At 74.3% G+C, this 16,305-nt stretch carries 17 protein-coding genes; 10 read left to right on the forward strand and 7 right to left on the reverse strand.

All coding sequences use genetic code 11. The features are described 5' to 3' along the window. Positions 1 to 9: 9 nt before the first annotated feature. Positions 10 to 456 carry a winged helix-turn-helix transcriptional regulator gene (locus TK50_RS17390; RefSeq protein WP_241774045.1) on the reverse strand — a complete coding sequence of 149 codons (447 nt, stop codon included), beginning with the start codon at positions 454 to 456 and terminating at the stop codon, positions 10 to 12. 131 nt (positions 457 to 587) lie between these two features. Here TK50_RS17390 and TK50_RS17395 point away from each other — a divergent pair, with 131 nt between their 5' ends. Then, the gene (locus tag TK50_RS17395) at positions 588 to 1,466 is read left to right on the forward strand and encodes an NAD(P)H-binding protein (RefSeq protein WP_043965070.1); all 879 of its coding nucleotides are present in this window, start codon (positions 588 to 590) and stop codon (positions 1,464 to 1,466) included. Here TK50_RS17395 and TK50_RS17400 read toward each other — a convergent pair. Then, complete coding sequence (locus TK50_RS17400; protein WP_043965072.1) at positions 1,463 to 2,644, reverse strand: homogentisate 1,2-dioxygenase; 1,182 nt, start codon at positions 2,642 to 2,644, stop codon at positions 1,463 to 1,465. The genes TK50_RS17395 and TK50_RS17400 overlap by 4 nt on opposite strands. Positions 2,645 to 2,777: 133 nt before the next feature. Here TK50_RS17400 and TK50_RS17405 point away from each other — a divergent pair, with 133 nt between their 5' ends. The 5 genes from TK50_RS17405 to TK50_RS17425 all read left to right on the forward strand — a co-directional run bounded on the left by TK50_RS17405 (position 2,778) and on the right by TK50_RS17425 (position 7,222). After that, the gene (locus tag TK50_RS17405; protein WP_043965073.1) at positions 2,778 to 3,728 is read left to right on the forward strand and encodes a hypothetical protein; all 951 of its coding nucleotides are present in this window, start codon (positions 2,778 to 2,780) and stop codon (positions 3,726 to 3,728) included. Further along, the gene (fahA, locus tag TK50_RS17410; protein ID WP_043965074.1) at positions 3,725 to 4,921 is read left to right on the forward strand and encodes a fumarylacetoacetase; all 1,197 of its coding nucleotides are present in this window, start codon (positions 3,725 to 3,727) and stop codon (positions 4,919 to 4,921) included. Before TK50_RS17405 ends, fahA begins: the two co-directional genes overlap by 4 nt. A 154-nt stretch (positions 4,922 to 5,075) precedes the next feature. Further along, positions 5,076 to 5,285 carry a DUF397 domain-containing protein gene (locus TK50_RS17415; protein ID WP_043966409.1) on the forward strand — a complete coding sequence of 70 codons (210 nt, stop codon included), beginning with the start codon at positions 5,076 to 5,078 and terminating at the stop codon, positions 5,283 to 5,285. Positions 5,286 to 5,399: 114 nt separating this feature from the next. Continuing rightward, complete coding sequence (locus TK50_RS17420; protein ID WP_043965075.1) at positions 5,400 to 5,882, forward strand: SRPBCC family protein; 483 nt, start codon at positions 5,400 to 5,402, stop codon at positions 5,880 to 5,882. 86 nt (positions 5,883 to 5,968) lie between these two features. Next, positions 5,969 to 7,222, forward strand: coding sequence for an outer membrane protein assembly factor BamB family protein (locus tag TK50_RS17425; RefSeq protein ID WP_043965076.1), 1,254 nt, complete (start codon positions 5,969 to 5,971; stop codon positions 7,220 to 7,222). A 54-nt stretch (positions 7,223 to 7,276) separates the two neighbouring features. Here TK50_RS17425 and hisC read toward each other — a convergent pair whose 3' ends face one another. The 4 genes from hisC to hppD are packed head-to-tail and all read right to left on the reverse strand — an operon-like array spanning position 7,277 to position 11,426. Continuing rightward, a complete protein-coding gene (gene hisC / locus TK50_RS17430) occupies positions 7,277 to 8,380 on the reverse strand; it encodes a histidinol-phosphate transaminase (RefSeq protein ID WP_043965077.1) in 1,104 nt (367 codons plus the stop codon). Beyond that, positions 8,377 to 9,444, reverse strand: a complete 1,068-nt coding sequence (locus TK50_RS17435; RefSeq protein WP_043965079.1) for an RDD family protein — start codon at positions 9,442 to 9,444, stop codon at positions 8,377 to 8,379. The genes hisC and TK50_RS17435 overlap by 4 nt, the downstream gene beginning before the upstream one ends. Beyond that, a complete protein-coding gene (locus tag TK50_RS17440; RefSeq protein WP_043965082.1) occupies positions 9,441 to 10,199 on the reverse strand; it encodes an RDD family protein in 759 nt (252 codons plus the stop codon). The genes TK50_RS17435 and TK50_RS17440 overlap by 4 nt, the downstream gene beginning before the upstream one ends. Positions 10,200 to 10,220: 21 nt before the next feature. After that, complete coding sequence (gene hppD, locus TK50_RS17445) at positions 10,221 to 11,426, reverse strand: 4-hydroxyphenylpyruvate dioxygenase (protein ID WP_043965084.1); 1,206 nt, start codon at positions 11,424 to 11,426, stop codon at positions 10,221 to 10,223. Positions 11,427 to 11,565: 139 nt separating this feature from the next. On the opposite strand from hppD, the gene TK50_RS17450 reads away from it, so the two are divergent. The 3 genes from TK50_RS17450 (at position 11,566) to TK50_RS17460 (ending at position 15,412) form a co-directional block, all read left to right on the forward strand. Beyond that, a complete protein-coding gene (locus tag TK50_RS17450) occupies positions 11,566 to 12,072 on the forward strand; it encodes an Lrp/AsnC family transcriptional regulator (RefSeq protein WP_043965086.1) in 507 nt (168 codons plus the stop codon). A 134-nt stretch (positions 12,073 to 12,206) separates the two neighbouring features. Further along, complete coding sequence (locus TK50_RS17455; RefSeq protein ID WP_043966412.1) at positions 12,207 to 13,631, forward strand: PQQ-binding-like beta-propeller repeat protein; 1,425 nt, start codon at positions 12,207 to 12,209, stop codon at positions 13,629 to 13,631. Positions 13,632 to 13,744: 113 nt separating this feature from the next. Then, complete coding sequence (locus tag TK50_RS17460) at positions 13,745 to 15,412, forward strand: fumarate hydratase (RefSeq protein WP_043965088.1); 1,668 nt, start codon at positions 13,745 to 13,747, stop codon at positions 15,410 to 15,412. Positions 15,413 to 15,474: 62 nt separating this feature from the next. Here TK50_RS17460 and TK50_RS17465 read toward each other — a convergent pair whose 3' ends face one another. Further along, entirely contained in the window at positions 15,475 to 15,666 is a 192-nt protein-coding gene (locus tag TK50_RS17465; RefSeq protein WP_043965090.1) for a hypothetical protein, read from the reverse strand. Positions 15,667 to 15,937: 271 nt separating this feature from the next. On the opposite strand from TK50_RS17465, the gene TK50_RS17470 reads away from it, so the two are divergent. Then, complete coding sequence (locus TK50_RS17470) at positions 15,938 to 16,198, forward strand: GntR family transcriptional regulator (protein ID WP_043965092.1); 261 nt, start codon at positions 15,938 to 15,940, stop codon at positions 16,196 to 16,198. Positions 16,199 to 16,305: the final 107 nt, after the last annotated feature.

The raw sequence follows: 16,305 nt of genomic DNA on the forward strand, positions 1-16,305 counted from the left end.
TCCACCGAGTTACGCGGGCTGCCCGCCCGCGTCGGGTTCCTGCCGGGAGCTGTCGTATGCCTGGCGGGAGCTGCGGACGTGGTCGTGGTGGCGCATCGACCAGTGCAGCAGGCCGGTGAGCGGGTCGGTGAGGCTGTGGCCCTCGTCGGTGAGGGCGTAGTCGACCCGGGGCGGCACGCACGGATGCACGGTGCGGGTGACCAGTCCGTCGCGTTCCAGGTTGCGCAGGGTGTGGGTCAGCATCCGTCGGCTGATGCCCTCGGTGGCGCGCTGGAGGTCGCTGAACCGGCGCGGGCCACCGCGCAGCAGCACCACGACGATCACCGTCCAGCGGTCGCCGATGCGGTCGAGGGTGTCGCGGAGCGGGCAGTGCTCGCGCATCGCCTCCGTCACCCGGACGTCGGGCGGGAGGGCCAGCTCCTGGGCCAGCCGGGCACCCGGCGGGGGCGTCGTCATCGGTTACTCCGGTGTGCCTGGGGCAGGCAGATGTGCCGTCTTCCGCGATCGATCCTCGCTGTCCAGGATGGGGGCGGCAACCGCCTTTCCCATGACGGGCGAGGCCACGTTCGTGAACGGAGCGGGATCAGATGATCGTTGGGGTGACGGGGGCGTCCGGTGGGCTCGGCGGGCGTACGGTGCGGATGCTGGCCGGGGCGGGGCACCGGGTCGTGGCGCTGACCCGCGATCCGGGCGCGGCCCTGGCCGGGGCGGGCCGGGCGGCACCGGAGCGCGTCGAGGCACGGCGGGTCGACTTCGACGAGCCGGCCGGTCTCCCGGCGGCCCTCGCCGGGATCGACCGGCTGCTGATCGTGAGCACGGACGCCTGGGAGCCCGCGCGGCGGATCGCCCAGCACCGGGCGGCGATCGATGCGGCGGTGGCCGCCGGGGTGGGGCACGTCGTCTACACCTCCCTGGTGGCTTGCGACGGGCCGCCGGAGCTGCTCAACGCCGCCCACCGGGCCACCGAGGAACAGCTGCGCGGCTGCGGGCTCCCGTGGACGATCCTGCGCAACGCCATCTACGCCTCGGGTGTCGCGGAGCTGCTGGCCCCCGCCGTGTCCACCGGGCGGCACGTGACGAACGCCGGGGACGGCGCGGTGGCGTACGTGGCCCGGGACGACTGCGCGGCCGTGGCCGCCGCCGTGCTGACCGCCGGGCCGGAGCCGGCCGGTGGCCTCGCGGGGCGGGCGCTCGACGTGACCGGCCCCGAGGCCCTCACCGCCGCCCACCTGGCCGGCCTGCTCGGGGGGCGCCTCGGTCGGCCCGTCGAGGTCGTCCACCTCGACGACGACGCCTACCGGGACCGGCTGGTCGGGGCGGGGACCCCGGAGCCGGTGGCGGCGGCGCTCGTCGCCCTCGGGCAGGCCGTCCGGTCGGGGCGGTACGGGCGGGTCTCGACGACGGTGCCGGAGCTGACCGGCGGGCCCGCCCGCCGGGTCGATGCCTCCGTGGTGGTGGCTTCCTAGCCGGCGGGTGGGGTAGCGGGCCGGGCCCAGGTCCAGGCGTACGCGGGGTCCTCGCACTCGTCCGCCGCAGCGCACAGGTCGAGGGGGCGGAACGTGTCGACCATGACGGCCAGCTCGTCGAAGAAGTCGACGCCGATCGAGCGCTCGGCCGCGCCGGGCTGGGGGCCGTGGGTGAAGCCGGACGGGTGCAGGGAGATGGAGCCCTGCCCGATGCCGGAGCCGCGCCGTGCCTCGTAGTTGCCGCCGGTGTAGAACAGCATCTCGTCGGAGTCGACGTTGTGGTGGTTGTAGGGCACCGGGATGGCGTCGGGGTGGTAGTCGACCTTGCGGGGCACGAACGAGCAGATCACGAAGTTGGGGCCCTGGAACGTCTGGTGCACGGGCGGCGGCTGGTGGATGCGGCCGGTGATCGGCTCGAAGTCGTGGATGGAGAACGCCCACGGGTAGAGGTGGCCGTCCCAGCCGACGACGTCGAACGGGTGGTGGGCGTAGACGTACCTCGTCCAGCCGCGCCGGTGCCGGACCAGGACCTCGACGTCGGAGCCGTCGATGAGCAGCGGGGCGTCCGGCCCCCGGACGTCGCGCTCGCAGTAGGGCGAGTGCTCCAGGAACTGGCCGCGCACCGACAGGTAGCGCTTGGGCGGGCCGAGGTGCCCGGCGGCCTCGACGGCCAGCAGGCGGGCCGGCTCGTCGCCGGTGGGGACGAGGCGGTGGATGGTCGACGTCGGGATGATCACGTAGTCGCCGGCCACCGCGTCGAGCGCGCCGAACGGTGACTCGACCCGCAGCGACCCGGACTCCAGGTAGAGGCAGTGGTCGCCGGTGGCGTCGCGGAACAGCGGGGACGGCCGGTCGGCCGACACGTACGCGATGCGCACGTCGTCGTTGGCGAGCAGGTAGCGCCGGCCGAGGATCGGGTCGGCCCCGGTGTGGTCGAGCTGGTGGGTGCGCAGGTGGCGGGGCTTGAGCGGCAGGTTGGGCACGCGGGTGACGGCCGGCGGGTCGTACGCCTCGGCGGCGACGATCGCGGTGGGGGCGTGCCGGTGGTAGAGCAGGGACGAGTCGGCGGAGAAGCCCTCCTGGCCCATCAGCTCCTCGGCGTAGAGGGTGCCGTCGGGCTGGCGGAACTGGGTGTGCCGCTTGCGGGGCACCTCGCCGACGCTGCGGTAGTACGGCATGTCGCCTCCCGATTCGTCGCGTTCACCCGAGCATGGGCGCGTTCACCGGTCATCGTCCCGTTCACCGGCCGCTGGCGTCCGATAGTCGGACGCTGTTGTCCGTTCCTTGTAGCGTCCCGTAAGTTCTTGTTCCGTGTCAACGCACGTGCCACACCTCCTCGCCGGCCTCGTCGACGACGCCGCCGTCTTCCCGCCCGGCAGCGCGGCGCTGCCCGACGCGCTCGCCGCGCACCGTCGGCACCGCGACTCCTGGTACGCCGACCTGGTCGGCCCGCTGCTCGTGCCCGCCTCGGCGGTCGTCTCCGGCGAGCTGGCCGCAACTCTGGCCGGCGGGCCGGGCAGGTCGGCCGGAGCGCCGGGCGGCCCGGCCGACCCCGCCGCGCCGGGCGGCGACAGCGCCGGAGGCCGCCTCGTGGTCGGGCTGATCGGCGACACCGGGATCGACGGGCTGCCCGCCGCGCTGGCCGCCCTGCCGGCCGGCGTCACCGCCCGCCAGGTCGAGGTGGCCGTCGCCAAGCGCGGCGAGGACCCCCTGCCCGGCCTGACCGCGCTGCTGGGCCTGGCCGGGCGGTCCGGCGGGGTCGACGTCCACGCCGAGCTGCCGCTGACGTTCGGGCTGATGGGGGCGCTCGACGCGGTCGCCGCCGCCCGCGCCGACGGGGTGCCGGTCGCGGCGAAGTTCCGCACCGGCGGGCTGGCCGCCGAGCTGTTCCCCACCCCGGTCGAGCTGGCCGCCGTGATCTGCGCCTGCCGGGACCGGGCGCTGCCGTTCAAGCTGACCGCCGGGCTGCACCACGCCGTGCGGCACCGCGACCCGGAGACCGGCTTCACCCACCACGGCTTCGGCAACGTGCTCGCCGCGACCCTCGCCGCCGCCGACGGGGCCGAGGTGGACGAGGTGGCCGCCGTGCTCGCCACCACCGACCCGGTGCCGCTGGTCGAGCGGGCCCGGGCCGCCCGCGCCGCCGACCGGCCGCTGTGGGTGGGGTACGGCTCGTGCAGCATCACCGAACCACTGACCGACCTGATCCGGCTGGGCCTGGTCGACGCAGGACACGACGTGAACGGGGGAGACGAGGCATGACCTGGGTGACGGGTGCCGAGGGCTCGGCGTACGGGGTGCGCAACCTGCCGTACGGGGTGTTCCGCTCCGGCGGGGGCGACCCCCGCGTCGGCGTACGGATCGGGGAGTTCGTGCTCGACCTGGGCGCGGCCGAGGCGGCCGGGCTGGTGCTGGCCGCCGGCGCGCTGGGCCGGTCCACCCTCAACGCGTTCCTGGCGCTGGGGCGGCCGCAGTGGACCGCCGTCCGGCAGCGGGTGACCGAGCTGCTCACCGACTCCACCCACCGGCCGGCCGTCGAGCCGCTGCTGGTGCCGCTGGCCGAGGCCGAGCTGCTGCTGCCGTTCGAGGTGGCCGACTACGTCGACTTCTACTCCTCCGAGCACCACGCGGGCAACGTCGGGCAGATCTTCCGCCCCGGCCAGCCGCCGCTGTTGCCCAACTGGAAGCACCTGCCGATCGGCTACCACGGCCGGGCCGGCACGGTGGTGGTGTCCGGCACGCCGATCGTCCGCCCCACCGGGCAGCGGGCCACCCCGGACGGGCCGGTCTGCGGGCCGTCCGTGCGCCTCGACATCGAGGCCGAGGTGGGCTTCGTCGTCGGCGTGCCCAGCGCGCTCGGCGAGCCGGTCGGAGTGGCCGACTTCGCCGACCACGTCTTCGGGGTGGTGCTGGTCAACGACTGGTCGGCGCGGGACATCCAGGCCTGGGAGTACCAGCCGCTCGGCCCGTTCCTCGGCAAGTCCTTCGCGACCTCCGTGTCGGGCTGGGTGACCCCGCTGGACGCGCTCGCCGGCGCGTTCGTGCCCGCGCCCGAGCAGGACCCGCCGGTCGTGGAGTACCTGCGGGACGTGCCGCACGTGGGGCTGGACCTGCGGCTGGCCGTGGAGTGGAACGGCGAGCGGGTCAGCGAGCCGCCGTTCGCCACCATGTACTGGACGCCCGCCCAGCAGCTGGCGCACCTCACCGTCAACGGCGCGTCCCTGCGCACCGGCGACCTGTACGCCTCCGGCACCGTCTCCGGCCCCCGGCGGGACCAGGTCGGCTCGTTCCTGGAGCTGACCTGGGGCGGCGCGGAGCCGGTCACGGTCGGCGGGGCGGAGCGCACCTTCCTGGCCGACGGCGACACGGTCACCGTCACCGCCACCGCGCCGGGCCCCGACGGCACCACGATCGCCCTCGGCGAGGTGACCGGCACCATCCGCCCCGCCCGCTGACAGCCAGAGATCCCGGTCGCACATCAGGTGCGACCGGTGCCTGACCCCGCTCGTTGATCGAGCCGGGTTCCCCGCGTGGCGGAACCCGGCCGGCGGCTCCGGGTGGTGCCGCCCGGCCGTCGTGGGACGTCCCAACGGAGTGGAGGCAATCAACATGATCGATCTTGCGGGTGCCGTCTGGCGCACCAGCAGCCGCTCGAACGACCAGGGGCTGTGCGTCGAGGTGGCGGACAACCTCGTCAGCAGCGCCGGAGTCGTCGCCGTACGCGACTCCAAGGACCCGGCGGGTCCGGCGCTGACCGTCAGCCCGCCGGGCTGGACCGCGTTCGTCGACGCGATCCGGGTCGGGCGTTTCCTGGCCTGACCCTGACCCCGGGGTGCCCAGTCACCCCCGGATCGGCCACCAGCGGCGGAACTTCCGCCGCTGGGGCCCCACCGCGCGCTCACCCGCCGTACCGTGGACGACACGGGAGGTGTCATGTCGACGGTCACGGTCACCGAGTTCATCGAGGCGCCCGCCGTCGACCTCTGGCGGCTCCTCGTCGACCTGCCGGTCCGCGCCGACTGGCTCCGCACGGTCGGCGGGGTCGAGCTGCTCACCCCCGGCCCGCTCGCCCCCGGCACGGCCTGGCGGGAGACCCGCACCCGGCCGGACGGGGGCACCCAGGCCGAGGAGTTCGTCGTGGTGGAGTGCGTTCCGCCCCGGCGGCTGGTGCTCGCCTCGCCGGGCATCGGCGTGTCCTACCGCACCACCTGGGTCCTGCGCACCGTCCAGCGCCGCCGCCGGGCCTGCACCGCCGTCACCGTCGCGCAGGAGGCGGTCGCCACGGCACCGTACGGTCGGGTGCTGGCCCTGCTCTTCGGCGGCCTGGCCGCCCGCGCGGTCGAGGGCACCTTCCGCCGCGACCTCGCCGACCTCTCCCGCGCCGCCCACCCACCGACCCAGGCCGAGGCGGCCTGAAAGCGCGCCGGGCCGGTGCGCCGGGCCGGGTGCCGGCCGGCACCGGAGCGGGCCGGCCTCGGTAGGGTGCCGGGCGGAGGTGCGGCATGACTGTGGCGAAGGGACGGCGGGGCGTCGCGATGACACTCGCGGCGCTGGTCGGCGTCGCGGCGGTCGCCTTCGTGGTCCACCGGGTGCTCGCGCCGGCCGAGGTGGAGACCCCCGCCCGCGCCGCCTACCCGGCCACGGCCACCCCGGCGATCGGCGTGGTGGGCCGGCTGCCGGCGGCCCCGCTGATCGTGGACGGCCGGCTCCGCGTCTACGCCGCCACCCGCCAGGTGTACGCCGACCAGCCCGCCGACTCCCGCAACCGGGTCAGCCCGTACTGGTCGTACCGGCGCTGGCCGGCGGAGGTCAGCGGGGTGGTGGCGGACGCGACCACGGTCGTCAGCCGCTGGTCGGACGGGAAGCTGGTGGCGCTGGACGCGCGTACCGGACGGGTGGCCTGGCAGTCCGACGGCCCGGAGCCCGCCGCCGGCTGGACCGCCCGCCGCACCGGGGCCGGCACCGTGTGGGCCCCGCCGGGGCTGTTCCTCGCCCGCGCCGCCGACGGCCGGCCCGTGCTGGTGGTCGCCGGCCCGCAGCGGGTCGCCGGCTTCGCGCTCGCCGACGGCCGGCGGCTCTGGTCGGCCGACGTGGACGGCGGATGCCGGGACGACGTCGCCACCACGTCGGCGGGGCGGCTCGTCACCGTCGACCGGTGCGCCACCCCGGTGGCCGTCGAGTTCCGCGACGTGGCCACCGGCACGCCGACGACCCGCCTGACGCCGGCCGGGGCCACCGCCGACCTGACCGTCACCCCGGTGGGCTGCGTGAGCATCCGCTCCCGGTGCCGGGGCCTGCACGCCGAGGGCTTCGCCGACGGGGCCGGCCGCGGCTGGCTGGTCGGCGCCGCCGATCCGGTCGCCGCCCCGGCCCTGGACCAGGCCGGGTCGGAGCTGGACGGCGACCGGGTCGTCGGCACGGCCGGCGGGGTGGTGACCGCGCGGTCGGCCCGCACCGGCGAGGAGCTGTGGCGTCGCGCCGACCTCGGCCCGGCCCGGATCCTGGCCGTCCAGCCCGGCCGGGTGCACCTGCTCACCGAGACCCGGGACCTGGTCACCCTCGACCCGAGGACCGGCGCGCAGCGCTCCCGCTTCCGGCTGGAGGTGGGCCGCGACGGCATCGGCTGGGCCGCCGGCCTGGCGTACGCGGGCGGCGGCTACGTGGCGGTGGAGCGGCTGCGCGAGCCGGTCGCCCCGGACGCCGACGACCAGCGCTACTTCCTGATGTCCGAGCCGGTGCTGCTCGCCGCCACCTGAGCGACGGGGCGGCACCGGCTCGGGCCGGTCGGGTCAGGCCAGGGCCGGGTCGGGTCAGGCCAGGGCGGACTCCGCGACGGCGAGGAACGCGTCGTTCTCGGCCGGGGTGCCGATGGTGACCCGCACCCCGTCGCCCGGGAACGGCCGCACGATCACGCCGCGCGCCTCGCACGCCTTGCCGAACCCGACCGCCCGGTCGCCCAGCGGCAGCCACACGAAGTTGGCCTGGCTGGCCGGCACGTCCGGGACGAACTTGCGCAGCGCCTCGGTGACCCGGTCCCGCTCGGCGACGACCAGCGCGCAGCGCCGCTGCACCTCGTCGGCCTGCGCGAGGGCGGCGAGCGCCCCGGCCTGGGCGGCCATGCTGGTGGAGAACGGGGTGACCACCTTGCGCACGGCGGCGGCCACCTCGGGCGCGGCGACGAGGAAGCCGATCCGCAGGCCCGCCAGCCCCCACGCCTTCGACAGGGTGCGCAGCACGACCACGTTCGGCCGGTCGAGGTAGGTCAGGCCGTCCGGCACCTCGGCGTCGGTGACGAACTCCCGGTACGCCTCGTCGATGACCACCAGCACGTCCTCGCCGACGGCGTCGAGGAACCGGTCCAGCTCCGCCTTGCGTACGGCGGTGCCGGTCGGGTTGTTGGGGTTGCAGACCAGCACCATCCTGGTCCGGTCGGTCACCGCCGCGGCCATCGCGTCGAGGTCGTGCCCGTGCCCGGCGTCGTTGGGCACCCGCACGCTGGTCGCGCCGCTGGTGGCCGCGATGATCGGGTACGCCTCGAACGACCGCCACGAGTAGAGCAGCTCGTCGCCGGGCAGGCAGGTGGCCCGCACCAGGTGCTCGGCCAGCGCCACCGACCCGCAGCCCGTGGCGATCCGGTCGGGGTGCACCCCGTGCCGCTCGGCGAGCGCCTGGCGCAGCGCCACCACGCCCATGTCCGGGTACCGGTGCGAGCCGGCGACCGCCTCGGCGACCGCCTCCACCACGCCGGGCAGCGGCCCGTAGGGCACCTCGTTGCTGGCCAGCTTGATCGCCTCCGGCAGGCCCAGCTCGCGGGCCAGGTCGGCGGGGCTGCGGCCGGGCACGTAGTTGGGCAGCGCGTCGAGGTCGGCGCGGGTCAGCCGCAGCGGCGGCTCGTGACGTCCGGTGTCGGTCATGGGTTGTCTCCCGAAGGGGTGGCGGGGGCGGCGGGGTCGTCGGACGGCTTGGCGGTGCCGTCGGCCGGCTTGGTGGTGCGGGGAGGGAGCCGGACCACCACGGTCTGCGCGCGCTTGTCGTGCAGCGCCTGCCGCAGCGGGTGGTCGAACAGCGGCGACACGGCGTCGACGAGCTGGAGCAGCAGGCCGAAGCCGCAGCAGTACCAGAGCAGGGTGGGCAGGCCCAGCGTGCTCCACCGGCGCAGCGCCCGCCCGAAGCCGAGCGGCTGGTCGGCCTCGACCGGCACGGCCCGTACGCCGAGCAGCCGCTTGCCGAGGGTCTGCCCGTTGCCGGCCATCGCGGGCACCTCGTACGCGAACCAGAGGGCGGTGGCGATCAGCAGGATGGCGACCTGGAGCCCGCCGGCCTGCTCGCCGGGCTGCGGCAGCCCGTCGGTGGACGTGTCGCCGGCCATGCTCCGGCGCAGCACCTCCCGGAAGTAGGGGGTGACCTCCTCGACGTACCGGTAGACGAACCAGCCGTTGACGACGGCGTTGAGCAGGAACACCGCGCCGAAGTCGATCAACCGGGCGACGAACCGGGCGCCGAAGGAGGCCAGCGGCAGCCCGTGCGGGCGGGGCACCGGCGGACGCCCCGGCCACCCCGGGTACGCCCACCCGGGCGGGTACCCCTGCCCAGGTGCCGACGGCTGGCCGGGAAACCCGCCGGGCAGGCCGTACTGCGGGCCGCCGACGGGTCCCGGCTGCTGGCCGGGGTGCGGCGGCTGCCCGGGCTGCCCCGGGAACGGGGGCTGGCCGGTCCCCGGCCAGCCGGGGAACGGGCCCGGGGCGGGCGGCGCGCCAGGCCCACCGGCCGAAGCGGGGACGCTGCCGGTGATCGTCGGCGCGGCCGGACCGCCCTGGCCGGGGGCGGGGCTGGCCGGCGGCGGGGGCTCGACCGGGGGCGGCCCCTCCGGCGGGGTGGCGTCGACGGGGATCGGCGCGCCGATCCAGCCCTCACCGTCCCAGTACCTCCTGGTGTCGGGATCGGCGGGGTCGACGTACCAGCCTGGTTGCACGCTCACGGAGCAACCTTAACGACGACCGTCCGGGCGAACTTGTCGTGGAGGCACTGCTGCCAGGGCTTGTCCCCGAGCTGCCAGAACCCGTCGAGGTAGTTGAACCCGGGCACCACCGTGGCGGCGACGAACTGCACGAGGTAGCGCCGCCCGGCCATGCCGCGGTCGAGCGTCCGGGTCGGGTCGAGCGGGACGACCCGGAGCTTCATCACCTTCTTGCCCAGCGTCTGCCCGGACCGGAGCAGGTATTCGACGTGGTAGAGCCAGTAGAGCCCGAGCATCAGCACGACCAGCCCCAGCTCGGCCAGGAGCAGCGGCAGCACGAGGTCGGTCAGGAACGACTTGGGTTGGTATCCGAGGAGTTGGTCGACCGGCTCGGTCCGGGTGAACTGGTCGAACACGGTGAACCAGACGTACACCATTGCCGGCAGGAACAGCGTCAGGCCGACCAGGCCGGCGACGACGCTGTCGATCAGGAAGGCCAGCAGGCGGTCGCCGAAGCTGGCCAGCGGCTGCCCGCCGGGGCCGACCGGCACCGGCGGGTGCCCGGGGCGCGGCGGGGCCCACCCGGCCGGTGGTGGGGCGTAACCGCCCGGCGGGGTCCACGCTCCCGGCGGGGCCCAACCGCCGGGCGGGGCGTAGCCGGTGGGGCCGGGCTGCGCCGGGACGGCGTACCCCTGCGGGGCGGCGGGCGGCGCGACGCCACCGGCGGGCGGCTGCCCGCCGGCCGGCGGCGTCGGGTACGTCGGAGGCTGGGTCACGCTCGACAGTGTCGCAGGTGACTACAGGTTGCCCCGCTTCTCCTGCTCCCGCTCGATCGCCTCGAACAGGGCCTTGAAGTTGCCCTTGCCGAAGCCGAGCGAGCCGTGCCGCTCGATCAGCTCGAAGAACACGGTCGGGCGGTCCTGCACCGGCTTGGTGAAGATCTGCAGCAGGTAGCCGTCCTCGTCCCGGTCGACCAGGATCTTGCGGGCCTTCAGCTCCTCGATCGGCACCCGTACCCGGCCGATCCGGGCGCGCAGCTCCGGGTCGTCGTAGTACGAGTCCGGGGTGTCCAGGAACTCGACGCCGGCCGCGCGCATCGCGTCGACGCTGGCCAGGATGTCGTTGGTGGCCACGGCGATGTGCTGGGCCCCCGGGCCCTGGTAGAACTCCAGGTACTCGTCGATCTGCGACTTCTTGCGGGCCACGGCCGGCTCGTTGAGCGGGAACTTGACCTTGCGGGTGCCGTTGGCGACGACCTTGCTCATCAGCGCCGAGTAGTCGGTGGCGATGTCGTCGCCGACGAACTCCGCCATGTTGGAGAAGCCCATCACCCGCTTGTAGAAGTCGACCCACTCGTCCATCCGGCCCAGCTCCACGTTGCCGACCACGTGGTCGACGGCCTGGAAGAAGCGCTTCGGCTGGAGGCCGGCGTCGATCATCGGCTGCCGGTCCACGATCGGGCCGCGGGCCACGAAGCCGGGCAGGAACGACCCGGTGTAGCGGGACCGGTCGACCAGGGTGTGCCGGGTGTCGCCGTACGCGTCGATGACCGCGAACCGGACCGTGCCGTGCTCGTCGCTCAGGTCGGTGGGCGCGGTGCGGCCCGTCGCGCCCTGGGCGACGGCGTGGGCGTACGCGGCGTCGACGTCGGGCACCTCCAGCGCGATGTCCACCACGCCGTCGCTGTGCTTCGTCACGTGCTCCGCGCCCGGGGCGTCGGGGCGCACCGCGCCGGTCAGCACGAACCGGGCCGAACCGCTGGTCAGCACGTACTCGGCGTAGTCGCGGAAGCCCTGCTCCGGCCCCCGGTACGCCACGCAGGTCATGCCGAACGCCGTCGAGTAGTAGTGCGCCGCCTGCTTGGCGTTGCCGACCATGAAGTGGACGTAGTCGAGCGCCTTCACCGGGAACGGGTCGCGGCTGATGTCGTGGTCGACGGCGCCGACGAGCCGGTCGACGTCGATCTCCTCGGTGGGCTTGGGTCGGTCGATCGCCTGGGTCACGGTGGCCTCCCTCGCGTACCGGCCGGCCTCGTGGGCCGCCGTGGGCTGGTTGTCCAGGAAGCATCGCCGGAACGGATTCGGTTGGGCAACAGTCGCGGTTAGCCCTGGTCAGGTTGCGCATTCGGTATGGTGTCGACCCGTGACCGCTGTGCAGGATGTCCAGCTCGACGAGCTGGACGCGCGACTGATCGAACTCTTCGCCGAGGAACCCCGGATCGGGGTGCTGGAGTGCTCCCGGCGGCTCGGGGTGGCCCGGGGCACCGTCCAGGCCCGCCTCGACAAGCTCGTCGACCGGGGGGTGATCGGCGGTTTCGGGCCGGACATCTCCCCGGCCGCGATCGGCTTCGCGGTGACCAGCTTCGTCACCCTGGAGATCAGCCAGCGGCTCGGGCACGACCCGGTGACCGCCCACCTCGCGGCGATCCCCGAGGTGCTGGAGGCACACACCATCACCGGCTCCAGCGACCTGCTCTGCCGGATCGTCGCCCGCTCCAACGCCGACCTCCAGCGGGTGATCGACCAGATCGTGGCGTACGAGGGGATCCGGCGGGCGTCGACGATCATCGCGCTCGCCCAGCAGATCCCGTACCGGACGCTCCCCCTGGTCCGCTCCGCCGCCCGGGGAGAAGGAAGGGCCCCCTCCTAACGCCTTTGGTAGAGGAAGGGCCCCTTTTAACACGCCGGTCACCGAGAAAGCGGCGCGACACGGCCACGCGGGCGCTCGGGGCGGCGGTGATCGTCGTTACCGTGTCCGGTGTGGCGAAGGTGGGCGGCCTCAGGATGCGTGGCTGGTTCCTGCTCGGCCTCGTCACGGTGGTCGTCCTCGCCGTGGCCGGGGTGTGGAACCCGTGGCCGGGCGTGTGGGACTGGGTCGACCGCAGCGAGCCGATCTCCGAGCCCGACGTCATCTGGCAGCAGCGCGTCGGCGGCACCCCGAAGAGCGTCACCATCGCCGGCGACACCGTGATCGTCGAGCAACGCACCCGGGTCGAGGCGCGCAGCCTCGCCACCGGCGCGCAGCTGTGGGACCGCAAGGCCGACTGGGCCGCCGTGGCCGGCGGGGACCGCGACCCCGTCGTCGCCGTGGGCAAGCTCCTGGTCAAGGGGTACGAGGTGCTCGACCCCACCACCGGCGCGACCCGCCGCCGCGACGGCGACGCGGTGGCCGTGTGGACGTACCGGAACCTGCTGCTCGACGCCCACTGCGTCGAGGCGACCGACTGCACGCTCAGCGCCTGGGACCCGCGCGGCACCGCGCCGCTGTGGACGGCGTTCCTGCCCGGCGTCAGCACCGGCCTCTTCGCCGACAACCCCGACCTGCTCGGCACCCGCCGGCTCACCGCCAACCGGATCGACGCCGGGGCGGCCGGGCCGGAGCCGGTGCCGCCGCTGCTCGGCTTCCCCGTCGACGGCCGGGTGCACGTGGTGGACACCGCCACCGGCCGGGTGCTCCAGAACGTCGAGCCGGGCCGCGACGAGCGGCTCGCCGTGGTCGGCGGCCGGATGCTGCGGATCAGCGCGGTCGGCCGGGACGGCGCGTGCGCGTTCACCCTCACCGCGCACGACCCGACCACGGGCAAGCAGGTGTGGCGGCGCACCGGGATCAACCTGCGCACCGCCGACAGCGCCGGCTGCGTGCAGCGCGAGGACCCGCAGGGCGCGCGGAACGTGCTGATCGGCGTGGCCCCGGACGGCCGCGAGGCGGTCATCGACGGGTACGACGGGCGGCTGCTCCAGGTCAACGACGAGGGGCAGAAGCTGATCGCCGTGGACGACCGGTACGCGCTGCTGCGCACCGCCGACAAGCGCTCCATCGTCGCCCGGGAGCTGGGCGCGGACCGCACCCGGTGGACCCGGCCCACCGGCGAGAAGAACGGCGCGACGCTCACCCCGTACGCGGCGGTGCTCACGCAGGAGAAGCCGAACCGGCTGATCGCGCTGGACCCGCGTACCGGAAAGGAGCTGTTGGTGCTGCGGACCTCGGCCAACGCCCTGGCCGTGGGCCCGGCAGGCATGGTCATCGGCGAGGGCCGCGAGATCGGGTACGTCCGCTTCGGCGCGGGCGGCAGCGGGACCGCGCCCGGCGGCGACGCCGGTGTGCCCGGCCCCGGCAGCAGCGGCGGCGACCCCGGCGGCGACGCGCCGGGCGGCGGCGACGGGCCGGCCGACGAGGACCGCTGCGGCCCGAAGCGGGAGCTGTGCTGAGTGCCGCCCGGCGGTTCCGTTGAGCGGGGTCCGGCCGGGGTGTTGAGAGCGAGGTCCCTTCAGGCACCCGTCGGGTGCGAGCGATCGACCGGTCTGCCCTAGGCTTTCCGCTCATGAGCAGTGCCGCCGCGTTCTCCTACGCTCCCTTGCTGCCGACCGGTGCCGACCAGACCGAGTATCGCCTGGTCACCGACGAGGGTGTCGACGTCGTCAACGGTCCGGGCGGGCGCCGGTTCCTCACCGTGGAGCCGGCCGCGCTGACCGCGCTGACCGCCGAGGCGATGCACGACATCGCCCACTTCCTGCGCCCCGCCCACCTGGCCCAGCTCCGGGCGATCATCGACGACCCGGCGGCCTCGCCGAACGACCGGTTCGTCGCGCTGGACCTGCTGCGCAACGCGAACATCGCGGCCGGCGGGGTGCTGCCGATGTGCCAGGACACCGGCACCGCCATCGTGATGGGCAAGCGCGGCCGGCACGTGCTCACCGACGGCGGCGACGCCGAGGCGATCTCCCGGGGCGTCTACCAGGCGTACACGAAGCTCAACCTGCGCTACTCGCAGCTCGCCCCGCTGACGATGTGGGAGGAGCGCAACACGGGCAGCAACCTGCCGGCGCAGGTGGAGCTCTACGCCGAGGACCCGGACGGGCACCCCGACGCCTACAAGTTCCTGTTCATGGCCAAGGGCGGCGGGTCGGCCAACAAGTCGTACCTCTACCAGGAGACCAAGGCGCTGCTGAACCCGACGCGGATGATGCAGTTCCTGGAGGAGAAGCTGCGGCTCATCGGCACCGCCGCCTGCCCGCCGTACCACCTGGCGATCGTCATCGGCGGCACCAGCGCCGAGTACGCCCTCAAGACCGCCAAGTACGCCTCCGCGAAATACCTCGACGCCCTCCCGACGCAGGGCTCGATGACCGCGCACGGCTTCCGCGACCTGGAGCTGGAGGCGGAGGTGCTGGAGCTGACCCGCAACTTCGGCATCGGGGCGCAGTTCGGCGGGCGCTACTTCTGCCACGACGTGCGGGTCGTCCGGCTGCCCCGGCACGGCGCGTCCTGCCCGGTGGCGATCGCCGTGTCCTGCTCCGCCGACCGGCAGGCCGTCGCCAAGATCACCCCGTCGGGCGTGTGGCTGGAGCGCCTCGAAACCGACCCGGCGCGCTACCTGCCCGACGTCACCGACGAGACCCTCGACGCCGAGCAGGTGGTGCGCGTCGACCTCAACCGGCCGATGGCCGAGATCCGCGCCGAGCTGTCGAAGTACCCGGTGAAGACCCGGCTGTCGCTGACCGGCCCGCTCGTCGTCGCCCGGGACATCGCGCACGCCAAGATCGCCGAGCGGCTCGACGCGGGCGAGCCGATGCCGCAGTACCTGCGAGACCACGCCGTCTACTACGCCGGCCCCGCCAAGACCCCCGAGGGGTACGCTTCCGGCTCGTTCGGCCCGACCACCGCCGGCCGGATGGACGCGTACGTGGAAAAGTTCCAGGCGGCCGGCGGCTCGATGGTGATGCTCGCCAAGGGCAACCGGTCCGCCCAGGTGACCCGCTCCTGCCAGCAGCACGGCGGCTTCTACCTCGGCTCCATCGGCGGCCCCGCCGCCCGCCTCGCCCAGGACTGCATCCGGCACGTCGAGGTCCTCGAATACGCGGAGCTGGGCATGGAGGCGGTCTGGAAGATCGAGGTGGAGGACTTCCCCGCCTTCATCGTCGTCGATGACAAGGGCAACGACTTCTTCGCCGAGGTCACCAAGCCGGTCCTCACCGTCGGCCGCCGCTGACCATCGCACACCAAGGAGCCCCGGTCGGCTGGCCGGGGCTCCTTGGTGTCGGGGCGCTCGGGTCAGCCCTGGCGGTCGCGCGACTCGTACTCGTACAGGGCCGTCGCACCCTCCCCGCGATCCTGGTCGGAGAGGGTCAGGCGCTTCACGGGGACCTTGACGCGCTGCCCCGTCGCGGCGCTGCCGGCGTCGAACCACACCTCCACCGTGTTCCCAGCCGGTAGCTTGCGTGGGCCGACCGCCAGGATCGTCATGAGGCGCGCCTTCCGGTGCGGGGCGGCTGGAGGCGGTCAGGGAAACTGTTCATCGGGTCGGACCTCCCGTGTCCGATCAAGGCTCCCGGTTCGCGTGGCTGCGCTTACTGGGGGCCGCTTCTTTGGATGCCCCAGGGACGCTTCGAGGGGCGCAGCCCGCCAAGCGCCCGAGGGATGCCAGGGACTCTATCGTCCTGACGCATAGGTTGCCTAGGGTGCCCTGGTTGCCGCTATCGCCGTGGGCGCTCCTGTTGCCCGCGATGATGAAGTCATGACTGCGAGAATCGACCCGATGTCGCCGGTTCCGCGATACCGGCAACTCGCCGTGATCCTTCGGAATGCGATCGAGGCCGGCGAGTACCCGCCGGGGAGCCGGCTCCCGTCTGAGAAGACGTTGACCCAGACCTACGGGGTGGCGCGCGAGACCGCCTCCAAGGCAATGGACGCGCTGGCGGCTGAAGGGCTGGCCGTCATGGTTCCTGGCGTGGGCTGGCACGTCCCGCCCGAGGGTGCTGGCGACCCTGACGCCTAGGCACCCAGCCCGTGCTCGCCGTCGGCCGCCGCTGACCGTCCCGCCGACGCCCCAACTCCCGCGTGTGGGACTCACTCCTGGTGATCGACTCGGCGGTTTGCGGTGCG

This window comes from Micromonospora haikouensis, from assembly GCF_000876225.1.
Classification (GTDB): domain Bacteria; phylum Actinomycetota; class Actinomycetes; order Mycobacteriales; family Micromonosporaceae; genus Micromonospora; species Micromonospora haikouensis.